We start from the raw sequence: 21,556 nt of genomic DNA on the forward strand, positions 1-21,556 counted from the left end.
TTTATTTTAAGGAGAAGGAGATCAATGCTTTCTAAATTTTTGAACAATTTTAACAAGAAAAAACAAAGTAGAAATAAACGAAGAAATATCCATGAAAATTGGTTTTTAGACGCTAATATCTTGACTGATAATTCCACAAAGCCTGTTAGCCAATCAAATAAAATGAGAAAAAGTGACTGCTTTATGCAAGCACCTGATCCCCATTTTTTTACTCTACCAGAATCAAGAAATCCCAAATTTGGAAAATGGAATAGGTAGTAAAGAGTATCTTATGTAGAAAATTTGTAAAAATAATTAAAAGTAGGGGGTAGGAGAAAATGTTGTTTATTTTTATGTTGAGGAGGAATTTCTGTGTTTTCAAGAATATTATCTGAATTTGCTTCTGTTGAAACTGTTATTGTTTATTTATTACCATCAGTGTTATTGGCATTGTTTTTTCTTTTGTTGCTTACATGTATTGCTTTTTATTCTAAAATATCAAAAATCAAAAGAATTTGTCTTTTAGCAGGGTTAAGTTTTTTTCTTATTGCTACATGTATAACGGGTTATATTTATAACAAAAAAGAGAATGAGTGGAAGGATACTATTCAACATAGTTTGAAAGAAAAACATTATCAATTACCAGGAATGGTAGACGAGAAGTCTAAACCAATTATACAGTTTTATCCTAATCCTGTTAAAAATTTTTATGAATCATTGAAAAACGAAGGACCATCTTTTTTTGTTACTTTTAAAACAGAGGATAGGAGAATAAATCCAAAATTTTATTTAACAGGAGAGATTCGAGGAAATAAAGTAACAAATATTCAAATCGTTAATAACAAAAATGTAAAGGAGAAACTTTTACAATGAGTAGCATTCTTTTTGCCTGTGGCTTACTTGTTGGTCTTTTCTTAGGTGTATTTCTAAGTTATCTAGCTTTACACGTTGATTAACATAGTATTTTTTGACAGTGAAGTTCACTGTTTTTACTTATAATAATTGAGAAAATTTTAGGAGGAACTTTATGGGAAGTATTTTTAAAGCTGAAGGAAAAGCTTTGGCAGTGAGAGAAACAGATGTAAAACTTTATTATGATGAAAATAATTATCTTTTTCGGATTTCACTTTTACCAAATAAAGTGTTGGAATTTCAGAAGAATGGTTTGTTGAAGCCAGATCAGTTGAGGGCATATACCCAGATAATTTTGATACATTCAGGTAAGTGTTTGCCAATACCGATTGTACAAGGAAGTCATGGAGTTTGGAAAGATTTGTTTGGATTTGATGTACCAAAATCATCCAAAATAAAGAAACGAAAATTAAACAAGTGGCACCTAAAAGCAAAAAATTAAAAAAATTTTTACAGTGTATTAAAAAAGCTTTCACAAACAGATGTATATACTTCTGTTTGGTAAGAAAAAAATGAAATAAATGGAGGAAAAGTCATGAAGAAAACAAGTAAATTATTGTCTGCATTATTAGTTGTTAGCCAAGTATTTGGTTATACACCAGCAGTTTTTGCAAATGAAGAACCTACGTCGCCGACACTTTCTTCAGAATCTGCGACGGTTCAAGAAGGAAGTACTGGAGGACAAACAGAAGAAACCGTTGATTCTACACCAGAAACAACGCCAGAAGCACCACCAACAGATTCTTCCGCGGAAGAACAACCGACTACGCCTGAACAGCCAGTAGAACCAGAAACGCCTACGGTGCCAGATTCAAGCAAACCAGAAACGACACCCGTAGAACCCGAACAAAAACCAGAAGAAAATCAGCCTGTGGAAGAGTCTAAGCCAACGGATTCTACAACGACACAAACACCACAAAAGCCGACAGAAACGCCGACGAATCAGCCAAATGTATCCACTCAATCTGGTGTTTCTACTAATACAGAAACAAGCACAACAAATCAAGAAACAGCAGCACCTGTTGTAGACGAAGTCAAAGAATACCACCAAGCTCCATCAGCGCCTATTCAAGAGTTAGTGCCAGAAAGTACGCTTTCTTCAGATGGAACAATTCACTTTGAAAAAAATGAAAGTGTGGAACAATTTATTCAAAAAATTGGAGAAGCGGCTAGAAAAGTGGGCCAAGAAAATGATTTGTATGCTTCCGTTATGATTGCGCAAGCGATTTTAGAATCTGCTAGTGGTCAAAGTTTACTATCAAAAGCACCAAATTATAATTTATTTGGCATCAAAGGGACACATAACGGAAAAGGGGTCTCTTTTGCGACACAAGAGGATTTAGGCAATGGAACGCTTTATACTACCCAAGCAACCTTTAGACAATATCAGAGCTACGAAGAGAGCCTGAAAGACTATGCGAAACTCTTAAAAGAAGGGTTGGCAGGTAATGCTTCTTTTTATGAAGGTGTCTGGAAAAGTAAAGCGAAAACCTATCAAGAAGCTACTCAGTATTTGACAGGACGTTATGCGACAGATAGTCAATACAATCAGAAATTAAACGGCTTAATTGAAACCTACGACTTAATGATGTATGATCACCCGAAAGCGACAGTAGAAATGACAGAATCTGATTTTCCAGCGTATAACGGTGAAAACTACGATACGTCTAATAGCTATGCGTGGGGGAATTGTACGCAATATGTCTATAATCGAATCACTCAATTAGGTAAACACATTGACTTAACGATGGGAAATGGAAAAGACTGGGGAGTGACTGGTCTAGCTCGAGGGTATGAAGTGAGTCGCACACCACAAGCTGGAACAGCTGTTTCCTTTCCTGCAGGCGTGTTGGGTGCAGACCCAGTTTATGGTCATGTCGCATTTGTAGAAAAAGTGAATCAAGACGGTTCTATTTACATTTCAGAAATGAATGTACAAGGATTAAACATCGTATCTACTCGTACAATTCCAGCAACTCAAACGAGTATGTTGAGTTATATCATGCCCAAATAAAAAAACAAGAAAAGCAGACAACGTGTCTGCTTTTCTTTTGTTTCTGCGAGAAAGGATTTTGAAAAATGGTGAATACAAAAGCCGTAGTTTTATTTGTTATTCTAACTTTAGTTATGTCTTTGTTTGTATTGTTTAGTTACTTAAAGATGGAATCATATGAGCTGAAGGAAAAGCTTTATGATGATACAGCAGTGAACTATGAACTTGTGAAAAAAGAAAAATTTGAGGAATTGTCATCAGTTGATAAAGAACTAAATATCTTTGGGTCGAAAGGGAATTCTCCTTTATTATTAGGAAATTTTTTCATATTTAGTTCAGGAGTAACAAAAAATGGAGAAACTCAAACAAGTAGTGATTTATATTATTTTACGAAATCTGATTTTGGATTAGTAAAACATCATTTGTCAGATACGATAAAGGTTGATAAAAAGAAAAACAATGTTTTTTATAAAGCAACGGAAGAAAAGCAGCCATTTATTGAAGTGAAGGAAGCGAAATTTAAAGATAAGGTATTAGAAGAAAAACGTAAAAAGTTTGATATATCAAGAACGATTTATGTGATTTATGCACCGAAGGATATGTTAGATCTTATTAAGTGCGTAGAATTAACGTAGGTAGAAAGTATAAAGGAAGAAGGTTTAACGAATGAAAAATGATGTTAAAAAAATGTTCAACGAGTTAAAAAGGGAAATGAAAGAAACGAAAAATAAATGTGTAGCAACCCTAACAAGTTCTGCATTTTATCGTGTTCAATGGATGAATCTTATTTATTTTATCAAACACCTTGCGAAGATAGTCTGTCTGTTGTATTTTTGGAATTTTAGTCTAATTTATTTTGAATTAGATAAAATTTTGGGAATATCTAAACAACAGCTGTTTACTGCTGTAGCCACCACGTTAAGTAGTTTTTTACTTATTTTATTTCTTATCCATTTCGTAGGTTTGATGGTAGACATGTCTAAATCATACTATAAAAGAGAGCGATTATGTCATTTAGTAAAAATATTTACCAATTATTGTTGTGTATGGTTTGTCTATTTAATTTGGCAAAAACAAATTCCGAATATCCAAACGTTGGATGATATTCCAATAGAATTCATTTTTACATTTCTTTCCAATTTAGTAACGTTTCTTTTAAGTACTCTTGCGATTCACCTTTTTTGGAAAAGAGCGAGAAACCATTTAGCTGTTATTACAGATTATAGAGAAAAAAGAGACGCTGCTTCTATTCCTAAACGTATTCAAGATCAAGTTATTTCATCGGATTATGCTAAGCAGATTTTTGTTCCAGTTGATTTCAAAATAGTTGAACATGAGCTTGAAAACCAACCTGCTTATATAGAAGGACAATCTGCTTATACTCATGTAGAAAAATATCTAAGAGAAACATTTGTTACTGTGAAATTAAAGTGGTCTATTATCGAACCGAAAAGTTTATCGGTGCAAGAATGTGTGCTTGAAAATGATTCATCATTCACTTTAGAAGAAGCTAGTGAATGAGAATAAAAAGAAAAGAGGTACTTAAAAAGTGGAAAGCTAATAGTTTCTAAAACAAGAAGCTTCTGAGTAAAGGAAATAAAAAAAAGAGAAGCAATCATGACTGATTGCTTCAACAGCGGTTTAGAAAACATTATCTAATTTTTTTGAGGTATATGTTATTTATATAGCATATTCTTCAAAAAAATTCAATAAAAAATACCAGTCTTTTAGACTGGCAGTCGTAAATTCACTGCGTCGAATTTACACGATGTTTGAGTTACTCGCTTCTTTATTTTATATCACAGCCAAAGAACTTTTTCAATAAAAAATAAAAAGGCTCGACAAAATATGCGAAGCCTTTCAAGATAGATTGTGATGGAGTGTTTAATACACCTTTTATTATAATGCAAATGAAAAGGATGTCAATTTTATGATAAAAACAGTCAATCGACCACTGATTGACTGTTTTTGGAAAATATTGTTGGTAGACTATTGATCCAGAAAGAAACGCCCGTTAGTATCCGCTAACGGCCGCTTGAGTGTGACAAAGAACAGAAAATAACACTGTTCTTTGTTTTTTTATACCACAAATGCTGTCTTTTTTTTCAAGAAAAAAAGAATGTCCAGTACCGCAACTACTGGACACCAAAGGAGTATTTTTTGTTTTGTGACTTAGTCACAGGGATTATTAAAGGAGTATTGTCCTTCTATTTATTATATAACATAAAGCAATTTTTGAAGCAAGTAGTTTTTACTTGCTTTTTTGTTGCTTTGAAAGGGGGTGAGGTGAAAATGAACGAAAAAGAACTAGCTATAAAAAAATGGTTACTACATTTGTTAGATCAAGTTTATCTTGATGCAGATGCGTACAAAAACTTTTTTATACGTATTTTACCAAAAGAGCGAAAGCGTGTAACAGGCACTTATCATTCAGTTGAACGAGTGATTGAGGTAAGTAACTTGTTACGGCCTCCAGAAGTAATTGCTTTAAATGTCATAAAGCTTTTAGCTCAACATATTGTTGTGGTTAATCAAGAATTATTTGACACAGAAGAATCAGAAGTAAGTATCTGCAAAGAATTACTAACAGAATTAATCAATCAAGGAAAAATTAGTAAGAAAGAATTAGAAACGATGGTTGATACAGGAATGTTAGATGACGAAATGGCGGTGTATGGAGAAATTTCTACATGGTCAGAAAAAGAGACAGAAGGCTTACTTTGTGTGGTGGTTAGAAATAGTTTTTCTCTTAAAGGAGCATTACGAAAACGAGGGTATAAATGGTTGTCAGCTAGAAAAGCATGGATTAAAACTTATTCTTCGTTAGAAACTGCTGAAGAGGAAAAAAGCAGCTTGTGGACGTTAAGCAGTGAAATAGACATTGGGCTTGAAACACCGATACAATGTTTATTTCATTTTGATTATTTTCTTGCCATTAAACAACCAGAAGTCAATGGTGACCAAATGGAAGTGCTTGGCTATGTCTATGAAAATTATGGCATTACCAAAAAATTTGTTAAGCGCGTTCCTACTTGTTTATTTTCAAATGAACGAGAACGGTTGGCAAAATTAGAAATTCCATTTGAATTAGTCGTACCGAAAGAACGTCAAGTCGTGTATTAAACACATATAAAAAAATAGGAGGCAAGTATATGGCAGTAAAAATTGATGGAGTCATAAAAAAACGTGCGCAATCGTTAATGGCTCTAAATGGCCAATCTTATGAAGAATGGCTAAATGAACAACATCAGAAATATTTGAATGAACAAGCTGATGTGATTGATCAATTATTGAAAAAAGAATTGGAACGAAAAAAGCGTGAGAATCAGCAAAAACCACATCAAATGTATGGAGGGAATTCTAATGGTGAATAAAGTAAAAGAAAAGTGGACACGTTGGACGAGTGTGTTACAAATGATTTTAGCTTTAGGTTGGATTGAAGTAAATACGATGATGCCTGCTTTTGCGGACGTAGAATCAACATTAAAAGGAGTAGAAACGGGTTTAGGTTCTAATTTTAGAAAATTTGCCAATCCAGCCTTAGGTATTGCAGTTTTAATTTACGGTGGTTGTCGTTTTTTAGGATTAGAACTTTCACAATGGGCCAAAAGATTTGCCTTTGGTGCCTTTCTAGGTGCAGCCATTATTATTAATTTCAGCTGGATTAAAGATACTATCTGGGGCTGGCTAGGAGGGTAAAAGAAATGGCAGTAGAAGTAGAAATTTTAACATCAAATGTTGAAATTCTAGCAAAGCAGCCGCCCTTGGAACTATTGCCTTTTAGTGATTTTTTAGAAATTACCCAGTATATGGAAAAAGGAGAAACTGTGACGTTTCAATTATTGGAAGTAGCTGGAGAGCCGTTTTACAAAGGGACATTTACAAAAATGTCTGAGGAATATGCGTTTGAAGAAGATATTCGTAAAAAGTTGAATCAAGTGATAAAACAAAAGAAAATGTCTGCAGAACAAGCAGAATCATTATTGGAAAAACTTTCTTTTACAACGGTTCATGAGACACCACCGCTTTCTGTGAAACAGAAATTTTTAGAAAAAAAGAAAGAGAAGTCTGAAAAAGTAATGATTCAGAAAAAGAAACCAGAAAGACGTGTTCCACGTCTTTCTAAGGTTTCTCTTCCTTCTTTTTTTGTCTCATGGAAAAAAATAGGCATTGGGTTGCTTATTTTTAGCTGTATAGGATTAAGTGCCTTCTTTTTCTTGAAAAATGATACGAGTGTAGCAAAGAAAGATACTAGTTATGAACAATTATTTCAGGAAGGAAACTATCAACAACTTTTAGAAAAGTATCCTGAAAAAGAACAAACGTTGATTGAGCAGTTGTATCAAGAAGGAAATGAGAAGGGGCTGGAAGAAGTAGCGAAACAAGCCGCTGATAATTTGGCTCAATTTTATCTTTCTTTTTATCGAAAAGACTGGGAAAAAGTGACAACTCTTAAAGAGTTACCACAAGAAAAAGACGTTTTGTCAATGAAAGGTTATGCTTTTTTAAAACAAGGCAAGCTAGAAGAAGCTAAATTAATCAATGAAGCAATCAAAAATGAAACGCTCACCCAACAAATTGAAGCATATGAACTAACTCAGGCATATAAGGCTTTGCGAGAAGGAAATGTTTCAACCGCTGAAAAAATCAATAAAGAAATAGCAAATAAACAGCTATCAGACGATATTTCAGTAGTAAAAAGCATATTAAATTTAATGAAAAAATATGCAGAAGATAAAGAAAATAAAAAGTTATCAGAAGCTGAGCGAAAAGAAGCGCAACAAAATTATGATGACTGGAAAAAGAATTTACAACAAATAGGGGAAGAGTCAACCTTTGAGTAAAAATGACAGGTATCCTCTATACATATTGTGGAATTCTTTTGAAGCTATTTTCTTTTGTAATAAGAAGAATGTAGAACCCAAAATTCCTTTTTGCTAAAATTGGAGGTGAAAAAAAGTGAAAGGAAGTAGTGTGATGGATTGGGTACAACTGGGTGGAATTTTGTCGGTTATTGGTGCTATCGTAGCAACTTTGATAGTAATGGTACGAGATAATAAAAATTTAACAAGGGACCATAAAGACTTATCTAAAGATCATGTAGATTTAAAGCATGGGCAAAAAAGTTTAAGTAAAAAGCTTTCTGTTCATGAAAAAAATAGAGTTTCAGACGTCCATAAGTTAGATAAGACCGTATCAGAAATAATGAAAGAGACAACAAGGGTTTCAACATTTTTATTTAATGAAAAACAAAAAGAGCAACATAAGTTAAGTTTGTTGAGCTATAGTCAACAAGATATTCAAGATTCATTGGAACATATTCAAGGAATTTTTGAAGAAGTCAAAGAAACGAATCGTTTGAATGCTAAACTTGCTTCTGAACGAGAAGAATTGATACGTAAAAACGAAGAATTGACTGAGAAGAATCAACAGTTGCAACAAAAGAACCATGAGTTAACTAAAAAATTAGATAAAGTAATGAATAAAGGACGTTCTAGAGGCTTAGAACGTTAAAGAATATAAAATACTACGTAAAACGATAATCATTAAATGATTGTCGTTTTTTTATTGGAGGAAAAACTATGTCAAAAGAAGTAAGTGTAAACAATGAGAAAAAAATGAAGTATGGAATTGTTAGTGTATGTGCAGTCGCTTTGTTAGGCTGTGGTGCAGCATTTGCTATGTTAAACAATGAACCTGAGCCAGTGCATAAAGCAAATGGTACAGAAACAATCCAAGAACGTAAAGAAAAACCGTCTGCAGAAACGAAAAAAGCACCTTGGGAAAAACAAGTGGAAAAAAGTCAGAAGAAAGAAGCTTCTAAAAAAGCAACAAAAACAGACGATCCACTGGCATTAGTTAGGGATGAAGCACCATTGGTAGTGGCTAATCCATTAAAAGCAAAAGTCGAATTACTGAATCAGTTAGAAAAAGCGATTTCTGTACAAAATGAGAAAGAAGCAACCAGGAAAAAAGAACAAGAAGTCGTTCCTTTAGTATTCTCTAAAGAGGAGAAACCAGCTGTTTCTTTAACAGAAAAACCAACTAATAAACCGAATGTAGAAAAGCCTGAAGGTTCCGAAGAATTGGAACAACCAGTATTACCAGAAAAACCAATTTTACCAAATGAACCTGTATTGCCAGATAATCAACCGTCTATACCAACACCGCCTGACCAAAATATTCCAAGTGAACCAGAGCAACCAGTATTACCAGAAGAGCCAACAGGACCTTCTTTAGATGAGTTGGTTTCTTCCGCAAAAGATAAGTTACAAACAGCAAATACGCAAGCCCAAGCAATTAATCAACAGTTACAACAAGTACAAGACAAATTAAACCAATTGAATCAAGTAACAGAAAAAACACAAGCAAATGTAAATGAAGCAACAGAACATTTAGCTGAAGTAAATCGATTAGTAGCAGAATACAATGAATTATCGGCTCAAATTAAACAGTTGTTAAATGAAAATAACGAAATTCCGCCTATTAATCTAACAATCTATCAAGAAACTTATGCGAAGTTACAAGCAAAAGTAACTGAAATTCAAGAAGCACAGAAAAAAGCAACACAGTCAACAGAAGCTGCACAAACAGTTGTTTCAGAAGCACAAGAAGTAAATCAATCATTAGATACAATGAAACAACAATATGAAGAAACACATAAACCACAAGCGGAAACAGCGGTTTCCATGATTCAAACAACTGTAAATGAAGTGAAAGAAACATCTGAAGTAGCAGAACAGGTACAACCAGAGTTATCTCAAGCACAAGAAACAGCAAATATGGTAGGAACAACAATAGAAAAAGTGGAAGCTGGGTTTGAAGAAGCTAATCAAGCAACAACGGAAGAAAAATTAACGCAAGCCCAAGACTCTGTTAATCAGTTAGTAGAAGAAACAACCAATCAAAATCAGAAGGTAGAAGAAGTGTTAGCAGACTTTAATCAATTGCCAACCCCACTTGAAGTGCCAGAACAAGAGACACCAGAAACTGCACCTACCACGAGTGAAGTAACTACCCCTGAGCAACCTGTAAGTGCAGATTCTACTATGGCCTAAGAGATTGTTTCATTTTTTGAGCAGAGAAAGTCTTATTTTCTCTGCTTTTTAAAATGTATTTTGTAAAAGAATAGGAGAAAACAGTCTATGGTAAAGAAAAAAATATATTATTTGTATTTTAAAGGAAACGATTATCAATTACTTAGTGGTAATCATTCTGAAGAAATAAAAAATATTATGAATGGCTCGAGTGGTACACAAATTTTGACAATTGGGCTGACAAAAGAAAATGAAAATGCTACAGAATTTGTTGTGTGGGGAAGCTCTAAGGAAGAAGTAAAGGAGCTTTTGGAAACGGGGATAAAAAGTGTATTAGATAATTTAATTAATTATATGGAAGGAGATTTAAAAAAAGGATTGGAATTGACTTGTTTAGAGATGTTAAAGAACAGTTCTCCAAATTTAGGAGAACTGTTCTTTTAGTTCGTTAAGTATTAGTAACTTTTCATTTGTGCTGGTTCAGATTTTAAGCAGAGAAAGTTTTATTTTCTCTGCTTTTTTACTATGAATAGCCTTTTTCTGGTAAGAAATATGACATTTTATATAGCAAAATTATGATAGAATAGGAGAAAACAAAATGATATTTGTTAAGATAGGAGTAGTTTTGCTAATGTTAAGTATAGGTGTGGAAGTTGTTAAATGCATTTTGAAAAATGTCTATGGCGCCCGAATTCTTATGCAGTTTGGTGTTACTATTCTTGGAACTTTGTTAATTGCTTCATTAGACTTAGTATATTCTTCTTTTTTTAGACAAGATTGGTTATTTTTTCCTTCGATGATTAATACTTTATTAAAGGGATCAGAAATTCCTTTTGATTATTCAGATAGATTAAATGTGGGGTTATCCATGATTTGTGCAACTATTCTGATTATTATGCTTTATATAATTGCACGAAATAGGCAAATCACTATTGATAAAAAACGGTTTAAACTTGATGAGTTGGATAACAAAGTGTCAATTTATGTTGACAAAAAAACGTTTAATTACTCATGTTTTTGGTGGGGATTGACCACACTTATTGTGTATTTTAGTTATTATTCTTACGTTTTTGATTTAGGACGTATGGATAAACGAATAGTAATTCCCCTGATATTTATTTTTGGAATGGTTGAATTAGTTTTAACAGGAATGCAATACTTTTTTTTAAAAGAGCTAATTCAAATCAGTTTTATGATTCGCTTGTTTATAAATAAAGAAAAATATAGTGATATAGTTACAAAAATTGACAAGCTTCTTAATAATTCTACTGTATATGTACAGGGAAAAGAGATTGATGACCAATTAAAAACATGTATTGATATGAATGTATTTGATGTAATAGGAACAGAAAAAATAAGAGATATTAAGTTGAATGATACTGTTCAGATAAAATTGACAGAATTAGCTAAGAAGCTTTTCTCAAATCAAGAGGAGCTTTTATCAAAAGGAGTCGTTATATGTGAAGAAGGAGTTGATTTATATAGTTTAGAAGAATAAAGAACAAGTCCTTTAAGAAGTTTTGCTTATTTGATAAAAATGGATAAAAACAAACACTGATAGAAAGGTGTTTGTTTTTTTATTTTATTATAGGAGGTTCCTATGAGAAAAAAAGAAAGAGGAAAATATAAAAAAAGGAATTATGAAAAAGCCACACAAAATCATTTACGATTTCTTGCAGATCGTCGCTTTTTAATTCCTAGTATGACTATTTTCTTTATGGTGGAAATGATTCTTGGAAATTGGTTAATACAAATGGTGGGAAGTATTACCCAACAATCACTGTTTGCTTTTCAAGGGGTATCATTAAGACAAGCAGTTTTTTACTATCCGATAGGACAATATCCTCAATGGTATCTTCTATTGTTTCTTTTTTCTTTAGTTGGGGTAGCTGTATCAACGCTTCGATTGTATAGCTCGTTTCGACCATTGGAAGAAGAACACGTTCAAGGAACGATGGATTTTGAGACAGTCGAAGGAATGAATAAGCAATATGAGCTTGTTCCTGTCCATATGTTTACAGACAAAGAAGATTATTTTGATGGGAAACCAGGCTATCCAGTCGGAAGAAAACCACAAACACCTAGTGAAAAAGCCCAAGGGCTTTTTTATTATTATGTTGATACTACAGATTCGAATAGCATTACTTTGGCAGGAACACGCCAAGGGAAAGGTATTTATTTTGTAGATCCATTTATTGATATATTGACACGAGCCCGATTGATTAGCAATCGGGCTTCTTTTGTTATGACAGCTACTAAAGGAGACGAGCCAAGGGTATGGTATGAAACCTTAAAAAAACGCGGCTATCGCATACGAGTGGTTAATACAATGAATCAATATTATTCTGACCCAATACCTGTTTTGGGTGTGTTTAATAACTATTATCGACACTACAAACGATTAAAAGCAGAAAGTGTTCAGTTGAAACAAGCTGGCAATAAAAGCGAAGCGTTAAATTTAAATATCCAAGCGGAAAAACAATTGGCCAATGCAGAAAAAATCATTACGCAAGTAGCATTTTCTTATTTTCAAGAAGTGAATGAAGGAAAAGATGGTGGGTTCTGGACCAAAGCTTGTCGTAAGTTATTTATTAGTGTCGGTATAGCTTTAGCAGACCAGGAATATGAAAAAGAGGAAAAGAGTAAAGTCAATCCATACACTATTTATACGGTTGTTAATGAAATGCAAAAACGCAAAGTTAAAGAAAAATCCTATAATTTCTTACGAAAATATACAGACGATGAGAGTGAATTAAAGCGTTTGTTAGCAGAGTATGAAGGGAAATGTGAATTAGACGTTTTCTTTGGTGAATTGCCTCGCACACACCCAGCTACACGACATTATGACGCAATTTTTGCTTCAGCACCAGCACATGTGACGTTGGGAAATATTATTACGCACTTTGATGGAGATTTAGAACCGTTTTTAATGACGTTAAATGCCAAAATGACAGCGATTGATGATGGCTTTGACATGGAACTGATTGGTTTTGATAGAGAACAACCAACAGCGGTATTTGTTGTGTTAAGTGATGCAGATACGTCTAACAATCAGTTGGGAGTCATGTATATCGATCAAATTTATCAAGTATTGATTAATCGATGTAATTTAGAAGACGATTCCTGTTGCTATCGAGATGTGCATTTCATTTATGAAGAAGGAGGAAACTTAGGCGTTCCAATCTCAAATCTAGCAAGAAAATGGACGTCTGGACTAAGTAGACGTTTATTTTCTCATTTAGTGTTACAAGATGTGCAACAACTTGCTTCTTTATATGATGAGGATACGAAAGATATCATTTTGGGCAATACAGGGAATTTGGCGTATATTCGTACAGCCTCAGATAAAACGAATAAATATATTTCTGGTCGTTTAGGTGAACGGTCGAACTATTCAAAAACACGACATAAAGATCCGCTGTCTATAAAAGCAACCGAGACAGAAAGCGCAGAAAAAATTGATTTGTTAGCTTCGTATGAATTAGAACGTGTACGTGAAGGGGAATCGATTATTTTGCGTATTAATAAACACCGAGATTTAGAAGGAAACCCTATTTATCAGTATCCGATTTTTAATACGTATGAAAATGATACCAACTTAATCCCTTTTTATAAGTATCGGAAAATGAAAAAAGTTTCATGGGAAGAGATTCCTGTAAATAATCAGTTTATGGAACTAGAGCTGGAAGAGTTGAATTGGTTGTTAGAACCTAAAGAAATAAAACAGACAAGTGCTCCAGAACAGCTTTCACTTCCATTGCTTTCAGAGTATCAAAAGCCAAAACGTAGAAAACAACAAGAAAATAAAGTGTTATCACTGAAAGAGATTGAACCAGAAGTGCAAGAAAAGCATTTCTTTGAAACAAGCAAATATCAAACGCAGGTTGCGTTGCTAGAAAAATTATATGGTGACCAGCTTGAACAATCAGTAAAAACTACTTTTTCAGAAGAACAACAAAAACGCTTGACCTCGTTGATTCATATTGCAGGTGAAAGGAACAACAAAGCGTTTGCGGAACTTAAAACTATTTCAGATACAGGAAATTTACGGTCGTACTTTAGTTGTATACTCTCTAATTTTGAAGAAAAAGCCGTGAATGTTTTTGTACAACAATTGAAAGAATGGAGGGGAACGTATGAGTACTAAAGAAATTTTTACAGCATTAGATACGTTTTCGGATTATCTTTCGCTTGCGTCTATGATAAAAGATATTGGGCGTTCCATCTTGTATTTTATTGTGTCAGTTCTATTATGGATTGTAGACAACTTAACGAATGTATTAAAAGAAATGTTAAAATTTTTTGGGTTTTACAATGCTGATTCTTTAAAAGGAGAAGGTGGGCTAGTTCAAACGCTTATTAGTTTTAAATCATTTGGGGTAGCTGTTGCTATTTTAATGATTGGGCTAGTTCTACTTTTAGGGAAATCACAACAAACAAGAGATATTCCAATGAATGTCTTGATGTTGTTGCTAATGTCGTTGATGTTGCCTTCTATTATGCGTGATGGGATAAAAATTGTAACGGCCACAGAAACAAGTTTATCTGCGACACAAGGGGCTGTTGGCTTTGCGACAGTAAAAGACAACATAATAGACACGTATATTTTAGCAGAAAAAGGGTGGAAGACCACAGAACCTGACCCCAAAAATCGACTGACGGATTTAGATTGGTTTGATATCAATGAACGAATATCTGATCCAGATGAAATGGAAAATGGGGAAGTATTTAATTATGAACTAAAAAACAAGAAAAATGGAGAAGGAAAAGAAGCGGTCGAATTGGACGACGGTGGAGGAGGAATAAAAGGATGGTTACTGAAAAAATTCTTTACCTCGGCTTATTATCGATGGCGAGCAGATTGGTTGCCAATGATTGTTACATTGGGTGTTCTTGCGTTTTCTTTAATTATTTCACTGCTTCGTGTAGGACGGTTAGGAATTGAGCTTGCTTTTAACAATATTTGGGCTCAATTAACTGTCTTTTTTAGTTTTCGTGATATGAAACGTGCAAAAATGGCGTTTATGGAAATCATCAGTGGGTTTGTCATGTTGCTGTCGATTTTTACGATGTATTATGTGTTTATCTACTACAATAGCTTCGTGTTTTCAAAAGATGTGTCTATGTTGGCTAAATTGTTTGCTGTAGCTGGTGGTGCTTGGTTTGTGTATGACGGACCAGCGATTGTTCAAAAAACATTAGGTATTGATGCAGGACTATCTACTGCAGGTTCGTTTGTTATGGGTATGGGTGCCAAAAGTGCAGCTGATAAAGTTGGTGATGTGGCTAAAACAGCCGCAGGTGCTACGGTTGCAGGAGTTGTTGGTGCTGCAGGTTTTGCTGATGGTTTGATGAGAGGTAAGAAAAATAATGAGGACGCAAACCTTAACAAAACGGATAATGAAAAGAATACAGATGAAACAAATGATGATCTACCACCAGAGGATGAACCAGAAGATTCTAATTTAGAGAAAGAATCAAAAGATACAGAAACAAAAAATGCTTCTGAAAATGAAGGAGAAGATTCTGAAACAGGAGAACCTGATATGGAAGAGTCTGCAGATACAGAAAAATCATCAAATGAACATGAAAATATGGATGACTGGAATCAAGAAGATATGGAAGAGAAAAATTCAGAGGGCAATGATGCTTCCTCTTCTCCTGATGAATTTGATGAAACTGGCGAAGCAGATAAGACAGCAAACGAACAAGATTCTTCTAATTTTTCAGAAGAGACTGGTGAAAAGAATACGACTTCTGACCATGAATCTACAGAATCAGCAAGTAAAAATTCTAGCGATACAAGTGAATCAACAGCACCTGATGAAAAAGAGAGGAGAAACTCAGACCGCTCTTCTGCTTCAGAAAGAGAAGAGAATGCAGATAATTCTTTAGAAAAAGTAGAAAATCCGTTTAAGAAAAAAGCGAAAGAAATGATCCATACCAATAAGTATCAAAAAAATATGAAAAATCCTATTGGGAATCAAGTAGATCGTTATCAACGGAACAAAGAATTTGGTCAAGAAGTAAATGAGTGGTTAAGTCAAAGAAAAGCATTAAAAGAACAAGCACGTAATGAGCAACGTTCAAAAAATAATGACTAGGCAGGTAAGAGTGTATGCATGAAATACAAGAAGAGATTTTCACACAAGCAAAATTTTTTGGGAAACTCTTAATAAAAGATGCGGTTTGTGTGTTTATTCTGTTTCAGGTAGCCACAGGGTTACAAGAAAAAACCTATAACCCACTAGGCACTGTTGCGTTTCTTTTTGTTATGATTATGGGAATCTATTGGTTATTGCCAACGGTAGGAAATGTACGAGTGAGGAATTATCAGCGATTGTGGCTTATTCTTTCAAAAAATCGTCAAACCTATCATGCGATTGCCCAACAATCTTTCCAAGAGGAAGAAGAAATAGAGTTTCCTATGTTTACGGAAGAAGAGATTTTAGAAGAAGATTCGCAAATTGAACAAGAGATGAAAGAATATAATGAATAAAAGAAAGCAAAGAAGTTCTCTTTGCTTTCTTTTTGTTTCATGATGTAAGTATTTTAGAACAAGGAAGTGAAATGATTTGATGATTGATACAGATGCATTATTGCAACCAGAAGAGGCGTTACCAGCGTTAATTGATACAACGGAAAAGAAAAAAGAAAAAAAGAAGATAAAAAAAGTAGAAAAATCCGTATTAAGTTTTATGGCAGAACGTCGCATTATTTCGGAAGAGTGTATTGCCTTAGAAAAAGGAGTAACAGACTTTTATCGTATTGAAGACTCTTCTGCACGAGAGGGAAGTTTAGAGCAACGACAAGCAGCCATCAATGATTTTTTGGTCTTTTTAAAAGCGATTCACAAGGATGTAAAATTCATTTTTACCAGTTTTCCAATTGATATGTCGGAAAATATTGATTATGCCATTCGTCGGTTTAAGATGGGGGCATTAAGTCCAGCAGTAAAACAGGAACAGAAATATACGCTTAAAGTATTAGAGAATTTAGACAACAATCGATTAATTGATACGGTCTATCTTCAAATATTTGCAGATAACGAAGAAGAATTAAAAGAGGTTAGCCGAGAGATACGGGTAGCTCAAAGTGCAGGATTTCGATTATATCCAATGACCTTAACACAAAAAATCAAATTCTTATTTCGACGATATAATCCAAGTTCTCCTTTACCTGTGGGCATTCCTTATCAAAAAACAGATAAAACAGGAAGAGAAGCTTCTGTACAAAAAATAGTAGATAAAAAAGGATATGATCCGTTATTTATTGGAACTATTCAGCCAATGGGAGGTGTCAAGCCGCATTCTTCAAAAGATTTACAAATTGCGGACGGTTACATACGGGTATTAAACCTTGTTATTTATCGACCGAAGAATAATCCGAATTTTTGGGGTGAAAAAATCTTTTGTATGAAAAACGTTTTAACCACGTTGGATGTTCATACGATTGATATCAATAATCCTCTAGTCGAGCAAAATTTAAATCGTAGTTTAGGAGAATATGAAGATCGTGTGTATTCGTCAAAAGACAAAATTTCACGAAAAAAAGCTCGGAAAGAGTATGAACAACTTGACCGTACCGTAGAAAGTATTTTGGAATCGGTTGAAGTTTTAAAAGAAATTCATGTACGATACATTTTGACTGAATCAAGTATTGAAAAACTCAATGAACGAGAACAAGAAATTCACCGAAATTTACGAAAAAATCAATTTCAAGCAACTTGTTTCTTAGATGAAGCAGAACGGCAATTTAGAGCTTCTTTTGTAAGCTTTAAAGAAGGCATGAAGCTAATTAAACGGAAAGGAAAAGAAATTAAAGGAACGGCATTAGCAGGAAGTTATGCGTTTAATTATGCCAATCACATTGACTATGATGCGCCTTATAGTGGCTATCCGTTATATGGATCAGGTGTTGTTGCGTTATCTACCACACATAAAGATAGTTTGAGAAAATCTTACAGTATTATTATTCTAGGTAGTCAAGGATTTGGGAAAACAACGGCTGCCAAAAAGCAATTAAAACAGGCAGTGGAATATAACAATATTCATTATGGTTTTTATGTGAGTGATGAAACCAAGCGCTTAACAGAAAAATTAGGTGGCGATTATTACGATGCAAGCCTTGTACGTTTAAATCCTTGCCAAATCTATCGCTCTGATGTGGATGCAAAAACAAAACAGACCAATGAAAAACAATCGTTAAAAACAAATTTAACCAAAATGCGCTTAGTTTTTGGGTTGGCTGAAAACATTGATTTTGGCAGCCCCACTATGACAGAAGCAAAGCAAATTTTTAATGATGGGTATCGAAAATATATGGAGCGTCATCATTTGGAAGAAAGTAAAATTACCCAATATGATCCTGAACAATATCCAATTTATTCTGATATTTTGACTTATGCAAAAGAAGAATACAATAGACGATCTGAAACGTTTGAAAAGCAATCGTTGAGTGAGTTAATAAAAAAACTAGAATCGTTTATTACGGATTCAGGAGACATTTTTAATCAAAAATCAACGTTTGATTTTTACGAGAAGAAATTAGTAACCTTTAATATGGAAAATCTCGTAAAATCAGATATGTTTGCGTATAACGCCCAATACTACAACTTATATACCGCTGCATTTAGTGAAACCGTTCGTGTAGGCCAACGAGAGAAGTATTTGTTTGACCGTAAGAAAAAACGGGTAGACGAGCTGATTTATTCCAATATTACTTCAGATGAGTTTCATAACCCTATTCGCACAGAAAATCTTACGTTGTTAAAAGCTTTGGATCGTTACAATCGTGAAGGAAGGAAATTATTGATTGGTCAAACGTATATTATGCATGATATAGCCGACGCATTTCCTGACTATAGCGACAATAAAATGGGGGAAATTTCAAAGATTGTTGTGAACTTGTTTAAATTATCTACGTATCGGTTTTTGTTTAAACAAGATGAATCTTCCGAAGAATTATTAAGAAAAGTCTTTGGGAAACAACTAAGTGTTTATGATATTAAAGATATTATTCAGTTTGAGGAAGGCGATATTTTGTTAAATATTAAGGGAGCGAAAAATATCAAATTCCGTTATGGTCTATCAGCTATGGAAAAAGAAATTTTTGATGGAGGGGTGTAACATGGCTAAAAATGTAGTAGAAAAGCAAAGAAAACTGAAAAAAATAAAACAAAGTGTTCAGCGCATTGTATTTGGAAAAAAGAATCAAACGATTGTAAGTTTTGAAACAAGACGACTATACCTTCTGGTAGTAGTTGTCTTTTTTATTTACCTTTTATGTTCATGGTTAGTTTCTTAAAGGAATAGGAGGGAAACACATGTCAACCATTCCTGTTTTCTCCCAAAAACAGTTAGCAATTGCAAGACGCACGAATATGTTGGCGTATATGCAAGAGCGAGGAGAAACTTTTGAAAAAGTTTCTTCCAAATTTTTAGAACATACACTGCATGATAGTATGCGAGCAAATGCCAAAACAGGTGTCGTAAATTGGTATTCTCAAGGAATCAATTCGTATGATAATGCGATAGATTTTGTTATGACTTATTATCAAGAGCCTTACGAGCAAGTAGTGCGTCAATTGTTAGACTTTCAATTTAATCAGCAGAAACGATACACGACAACGAAAACAGCAAATAAACAACAAGAACCACGACAAGAAGCATTTCGCTTAGATAAGCTTTCAATCACAGGAAATTATGACACAGGTGTATTAGATGAAAAAGGCTGGGATTATTTAAGAAGTCGCTATTTATCTGATGAAACCATTCAAGAATTTGTAGATAAACAAATGATTAGTTCAGACAATCGCCACAACATTCTTTTTAAATTTTCTGATATTGGAAAAGGTAAAATGGGAACAGTGGTTGGAGCGGATGTGCAAGGAACCTATGCTCGACCATTGGCAAAGCGAATAAAAAAAACGAAAGAGAATGACCTTAATTTAGAACGAAAATATTTTAAGGGAATTGCTTTAAATAGCCACGGACAACGTGGTTTTTTGTTTGCCAAAAATGTTGATTTTAAAGAACCTATTACACTTTATGTGACAGAAAGTCCAATAGAATCTTTATCGTTGTATGAGTTAGATAAAGAATATTTGCCTAAAAATAGCTTTTTCCTTTCATTGTCTGGTTTAAAAGAAGAAACCCTTTGGCGAACGTGTCGTGATTTATCCAATACGATGAACTGTTCTATTGGAAGGATCGTGTTAGCTGTAAATAATGATGAAGCTGGAAAAGAATTAGTGAGTAACGTGCATGGTACTTATAGTAAAAATGCTGAAATGAAAGAAAACACTAAGTTAACTTTATACTTGCCAACAGCGATAGAAAAAGGAGATTACAATGAAGTCTTAGAAATGCAAAAAACAGGGCGTCTTGCCAGTCGTGAACTGAAGGAAAAAGAACAACAGCAAGCGCAACAACTATATAACCAACAAAAGGCTGTACAGTATCAAGAGGTGTCGGTATGAGAGGTTTAAAGGCGAAAATTTTTCTTATCGTTGCTTTATTAGGAAGTATAGCTTTAGTTACAATGTCTGTTGCTCAAGAAATAAATTATATTATCATGCTTGCAATAGGTACTGAAGAAGAGGAAAAAACAAATCTTTCTCCTGTAGAAAATCAAGGACTTTCAGCAGAAGTATTAGCGTTAAAACCAATTGTTGAGCGAATTGCCAAAGAGATGGGGGTTTCAGAAGAAGTTCCTTATCTTTTGGCCATTATTATGGTGGAATCAGGAGGAAGAGGTGGCGATCCGTTTCAATCAAGTGAAAGTGCGGGATTGTCGCCCAACTCAATAACTGATCCTGAACAGTCTATTCGGCAAGGAATTATCCATTACAAAAGTGTTTTACAATTAGCAAAACAATATGGCATAGAAGATAGAAAAGCAGCCTTACAAGCATATAACTATGGCGGAGGTTTTCTTAGTTGGTTACATGCTAATAATCGTCCATATACGTTTGATGCAGGCGTAGAATTTGCTAGACAGCAAGCGAATGGATTGAAGGTTCCATATACGAATCCGATAGCAAGTTCTCATGGAAATTGGCGCTATGCTTATGGAAATATGTTTTATGCAGAATTAGTGTATCAGTACGTGAATAGTATGCAACAAGGGGTTGCGAATGGTGGAAATGGGGCTTCTTTAGCGGTTTTAGAATCTGTTTTAGGTCAGGAACTTTACGGCGGAGAGTGTTACATGTTGACCGCTTATTATGTTGAAAAATTAGGAGGCCCACAATTACGAGGAAGTGGCTTTGAGTATGCAGAAAGAATTGGTGAAGATTACGATTGGCCAGCATATGGATGGTCAGTAATTATTGACCCTAAGCCGTCAGATTTGCGCGCAGGAGACATTGTTAATTGGTACGCAGGAGGAATATTAACTCCTCAAATATGGGGGCATACAGGCGTAATAGCGAGTGTTTCAGACGGTGGACAATCGTTTACTACCTACGAGCAAAATTCCGAAAAAGGACGAATAGTAGCGAAGTATAATCGTACCTATTCGATAACGAAAATCCGTAGTATTGTGCGAAAAAACAAGTAAATAAGTTGTATTTTTCTTTTATAAGAAATTACTATTCATTCTTTTTGACAATTGAATTAAATTGAGTTAAACT

General features: G+C 34.1%; 20 protein-coding genes. All 20 read left to right on the top strand.

Translation table 11 applies throughout. The annotated features are described in order from the left end of the window. Positions 1-351: 351 nt before the first annotated feature. The 20 genes from IGL17_RS13350 to IGL17_RS13445 all read left to right on the top strand — a co-directional run bounded on the left by IGL17_RS13350 (position 352) and on the right by IGL17_RS13445 (position 21,483). Complete coding sequence (locus tag IGL17_RS13350) at positions 352-852, top strand: hypothetical protein (RefSeq protein ID WP_033918869.1); 501 nt, start codon at positions 352-354, stop codon at positions 850-852. Between the two features lie 154 nt (positions 853-1,006). Next, positions 1,007-1,333, top strand: a complete 327-nt coding sequence (locus IGL17_RS13355) for a hypothetical protein (RefSeq protein WP_070363656.1) — start codon at positions 1,007-1,009, stop codon at positions 1,331-1,333. A gap of 93 nt (positions 1,334-1,426) precedes the next feature. Further along, positions 1,427-2,905: a glucosaminidase domain-containing protein gene (locus IGL17_RS13360; protein WP_438724663.1), complete on the top strand. Its 1,479-nt coding sequence runs from the start codon at positions 1,427-1,429 to the stop codon at positions 2,903-2,905. A gap of 65 nt (positions 2,906-2,970) precedes the next feature. Continuing rightward, the gene (locus tag IGL17_RS13365) at positions 2,971-3,519 is read left to right on the top strand and encodes a hypothetical protein (protein WP_057086818.1); all 549 of its coding nucleotides are present in this window, start codon (positions 2,971-2,973) and stop codon (positions 3,517-3,519) included. A 31-nt stretch (positions 3,520-3,550) separates the two neighbouring features. Next, a complete protein-coding gene (locus tag IGL17_RS13370) occupies positions 3,551-4,405 on the top strand; it encodes a hypothetical protein (RefSeq protein ID WP_438724662.1) in 855 nt (284 codons plus the stop codon). Between the two features lie 771 nt (positions 4,406-5,176). Next, positions 5,177-6,007 carry a hypothetical protein gene (locus IGL17_RS13375; protein WP_438724660.1) on the top strand — a complete coding sequence of 277 codons (831 nt, stop codon included), beginning with the start codon at positions 5,177-5,179 and terminating at the stop codon, positions 6,005-6,007. 29 nt (positions 6,008-6,036) lie between these two features. Next, positions 6,037-6,258 (top strand): hypothetical protein, encoded by a 222-nt coding sequence (locus IGL17_RS13380; protein ID WP_014862349.1) that lies wholly within the window; start codon positions 6,037-6,039, stop codon positions 6,256-6,258. Beyond that, the gene (locus tag IGL17_RS13385) at positions 6,248-6,583 is read left to right on the top strand and encodes a hypothetical protein (RefSeq protein WP_014862348.1); all 336 of its coding nucleotides are present in this window, start codon (positions 6,248-6,250) and stop codon (positions 6,581-6,583) included. Before IGL17_RS13380 ends, IGL17_RS13385 begins: the two co-directional genes overlap by 11 nt. A 5-nt stretch (positions 6,584-6,588) precedes the next feature. After that, the gene (locus IGL17_RS13390; protein WP_289867736.1) at positions 6,589-7,728 is read left to right on the top strand and encodes a hypothetical protein; all 1,140 of its coding nucleotides are present in this window, start codon (positions 6,589-6,591) and stop codon (positions 7,726-7,728) included. Positions 7,729-7,843: 115 nt separating this feature from the next. Beyond that, positions 7,844-8,398: a hypothetical protein gene (locus IGL17_RS13395; protein ID WP_289867737.1), complete on the top strand. Its 555-nt coding sequence runs from the start codon at positions 7,844-7,846 to the stop codon at positions 8,396-8,398. A gap of 68 nt (positions 8,399-8,466) precedes the next feature. After that, complete coding sequence (locus IGL17_RS13400; protein WP_438724657.1) at positions 8,467-9,942, top strand: hypothetical protein; 1,476 nt, start codon at positions 8,467-8,469, stop codon at positions 9,940-9,942. An 87-nt stretch (positions 9,943-10,029) separates the two neighbouring features. Then, complete coding sequence (locus IGL17_RS13405; protein ID WP_438724655.1) at positions 10,030-10,365, top strand: hypothetical protein; 336 nt, start codon at positions 10,030-10,032, stop codon at positions 10,363-10,365. A gap of 154 nt (positions 10,366-10,519) precedes the next feature. Then, a complete protein-coding gene (locus IGL17_RS13410; RefSeq protein ID WP_438839753.1) occupies positions 10,520-11,419 on the top strand; it encodes a hypothetical protein in 900 nt (299 codons plus the stop codon). A 102-nt stretch (positions 11,420-11,521) separates the two neighbouring features. Continuing rightward, positions 11,522-14,068, top strand: a complete 2,547-nt coding sequence (locus IGL17_RS13415; protein WP_438760359.1) for a type IV secretory system conjugative DNA transfer family protein — start codon at positions 11,522-11,524, stop codon at positions 14,066-14,068. Continuing rightward, positions 14,058-16,025: a pLS20_p028 family conjugation system transmembrane protein gene (locus IGL17_RS13420; RefSeq protein WP_438724649.1), complete on the top strand. Its 1,968-nt coding sequence runs from the start codon at positions 14,058-14,060 to the stop codon at positions 16,023-16,025. Before IGL17_RS13415 ends, IGL17_RS13420 begins: the two co-directional genes overlap by 11 nt. A 14-nt stretch (positions 16,026-16,039) precedes the next feature. Next, positions 16,040-16,420: a DUF5592 family protein gene (locus IGL17_RS13425; RefSeq protein ID WP_014862341.1), complete on the top strand. Its 381-nt coding sequence runs from the start codon at positions 16,040-16,042 to the stop codon at positions 16,418-16,420. Positions 16,421-16,499: 79 nt separating this feature from the next. After that, positions 16,500-19,049 (top strand): trse protein, encoded by a 2,550-nt coding sequence (locus tag IGL17_RS13430; RefSeq protein WP_438709939.1) that lies wholly within the window; start codon positions 16,500-16,502, stop codon positions 19,047-19,049. Between the two features lies 1 nt (position 19,050). Further along, positions 19,051-19,227, top strand: a complete 177-nt coding sequence (locus IGL17_RS13435) for a hypothetical protein (RefSeq protein ID WP_165442590.1) — start codon at positions 19,051-19,053, stop codon at positions 19,225-19,227. A 19-nt stretch (positions 19,228-19,246) separates the two neighbouring features. Beyond that, complete coding sequence (locus IGL17_RS13440) at positions 19,247-20,401, top strand: DUF3991 domain-containing protein (protein ID WP_438709924.1); 1,155 nt, start codon at positions 19,247-19,249, stop codon at positions 20,399-20,401. Continuing rightward, the gene (locus tag IGL17_RS13445) at positions 20,398-21,483 is read left to right on the top strand and encodes a lysozyme family protein (RefSeq protein WP_438724647.1); all 1,086 of its coding nucleotides are present in this window, start codon (positions 20,398-20,400) and stop codon (positions 21,481-21,483) included. Before IGL17_RS13440 ends, IGL17_RS13445 begins: the two co-directional genes overlap by 4 nt. Positions 21,484-21,556: the final 73 nt, after the last annotated feature.

This window comes from Enterococcus sp. AZ088 (assembly GCF_051714845.1).
Lineage (GTDB): Bacteria > Bacillota > Bacilli > Lactobacillales > Enterococcaceae > Enterococcus > Enterococcus faecalis.

Coding starts and splice junctions, on each gene's coding strand:
- IGL17_RS13355 (WP_070363656.1), top strand. CDS start 1,007: ATGGGAAGTATTTTTAAAGCTGAAGGAAAAGCTTTGGCAGTGAGAGAA.
- IGL17_RS13360 (WP_438724663.1), top strand. CDS start 1,427: ATGAAGAAAACAAGTAAATTATTGTCTGCATTATTAGTTGTTAGCCAA.
- IGL17_RS13365 (WP_057086818.1), top strand. CDS start 2,971: ATGGTGAATACAAAAGCCGTAGTTTTATTTGTTATTCTAACTTTAGTT.
- IGL17_RS13370 (WP_438724662.1), top strand. CDS start 3,551: ATGAAAAATGATGTTAAAAAAATGTTCAACGAGTTAAAAAGGGAAATG.
- IGL17_RS13375 (WP_438724660.1), top strand. CDS start 5,177: ATGAACGAAAAAGAACTAGCTATAAAAAAATGGTTACTACATTTGTTA.
- IGL17_RS13380 (WP_014862349.1), top strand. CDS start 6,037: ATGGCAGTAAAAATTGATGGAGTCATAAAAAAACGTGCGCAATCGTTA.
- IGL17_RS13385 (WP_014862348.1), top strand. CDS start 6,248: ATGGTGAATAAAGTAAAAGAAAAGTGGACACGTTGGACGAGTGTGTTA.
- IGL17_RS13390 (WP_289867736.1), top strand. CDS start 6,589: ATGGCAGTAGAAGTAGAAATTTTAACATCAAATGTTGAAATTCTAGCA.
- IGL17_RS13400 (WP_438724657.1), top strand. CDS start 8,467: ATGTCAAAAGAAGTAAGTGTAAACAATGAGAAAAAAATGAAGTATGGA.
- IGL17_RS13405 (WP_438724655.1), top strand. CDS start 10,030: ATGGTAAAGAAAAAAATATATTATTTGTATTTTAAAGGAAACGATTAT.
- IGL17_RS13410 (WP_438839753.1), top strand. CDS start 10,520: ATGATATTTGTTAAGATAGGAGTAGTTTTGCTAATGTTAAGTATAGGT.
- IGL17_RS13415 (WP_438760359.1), top strand. CDS start 11,522: ATGAGAAAAAAAGAAAGAGGAAAATATAAAAAAAGGAATTATGAAAAA.
- IGL17_RS13420 (WP_438724649.1), top strand. CDS start 14,058: ATGAGTACTAAAGAAATTTTTACAGCATTAGATACGTTTTCGGATTAT.
- IGL17_RS13425 (WP_014862341.1), top strand. CDS start 16,040: ATGCATGAAATACAAGAAGAGATTTTCACACAAGCAAAATTTTTTGGG.
- IGL17_RS13430 (WP_438709939.1), top strand. CDS start 16,500: ATGATTGATACAGATGCATTATTGCAACCAGAAGAGGCGTTACCAGCG.
- IGL17_RS13435 (WP_165442590.1), top strand. CDS start 19,051: ATGGCTAAAAATGTAGTAGAAAAGCAAAGAAAACTGAAAAAAATAAAA.
- IGL17_RS13440 (WP_438709924.1), top strand. CDS start 19,247: ATGTCAACCATTCCTGTTTTCTCCCAAAAACAGTTAGCAATTGCAAGA.
- IGL17_RS13445 (WP_438724647.1), top strand. CDS start 20,398: ATGAGAGGTTTAAAGGCGAAAATTTTTCTTATCGTTGCTTTATTAGGA.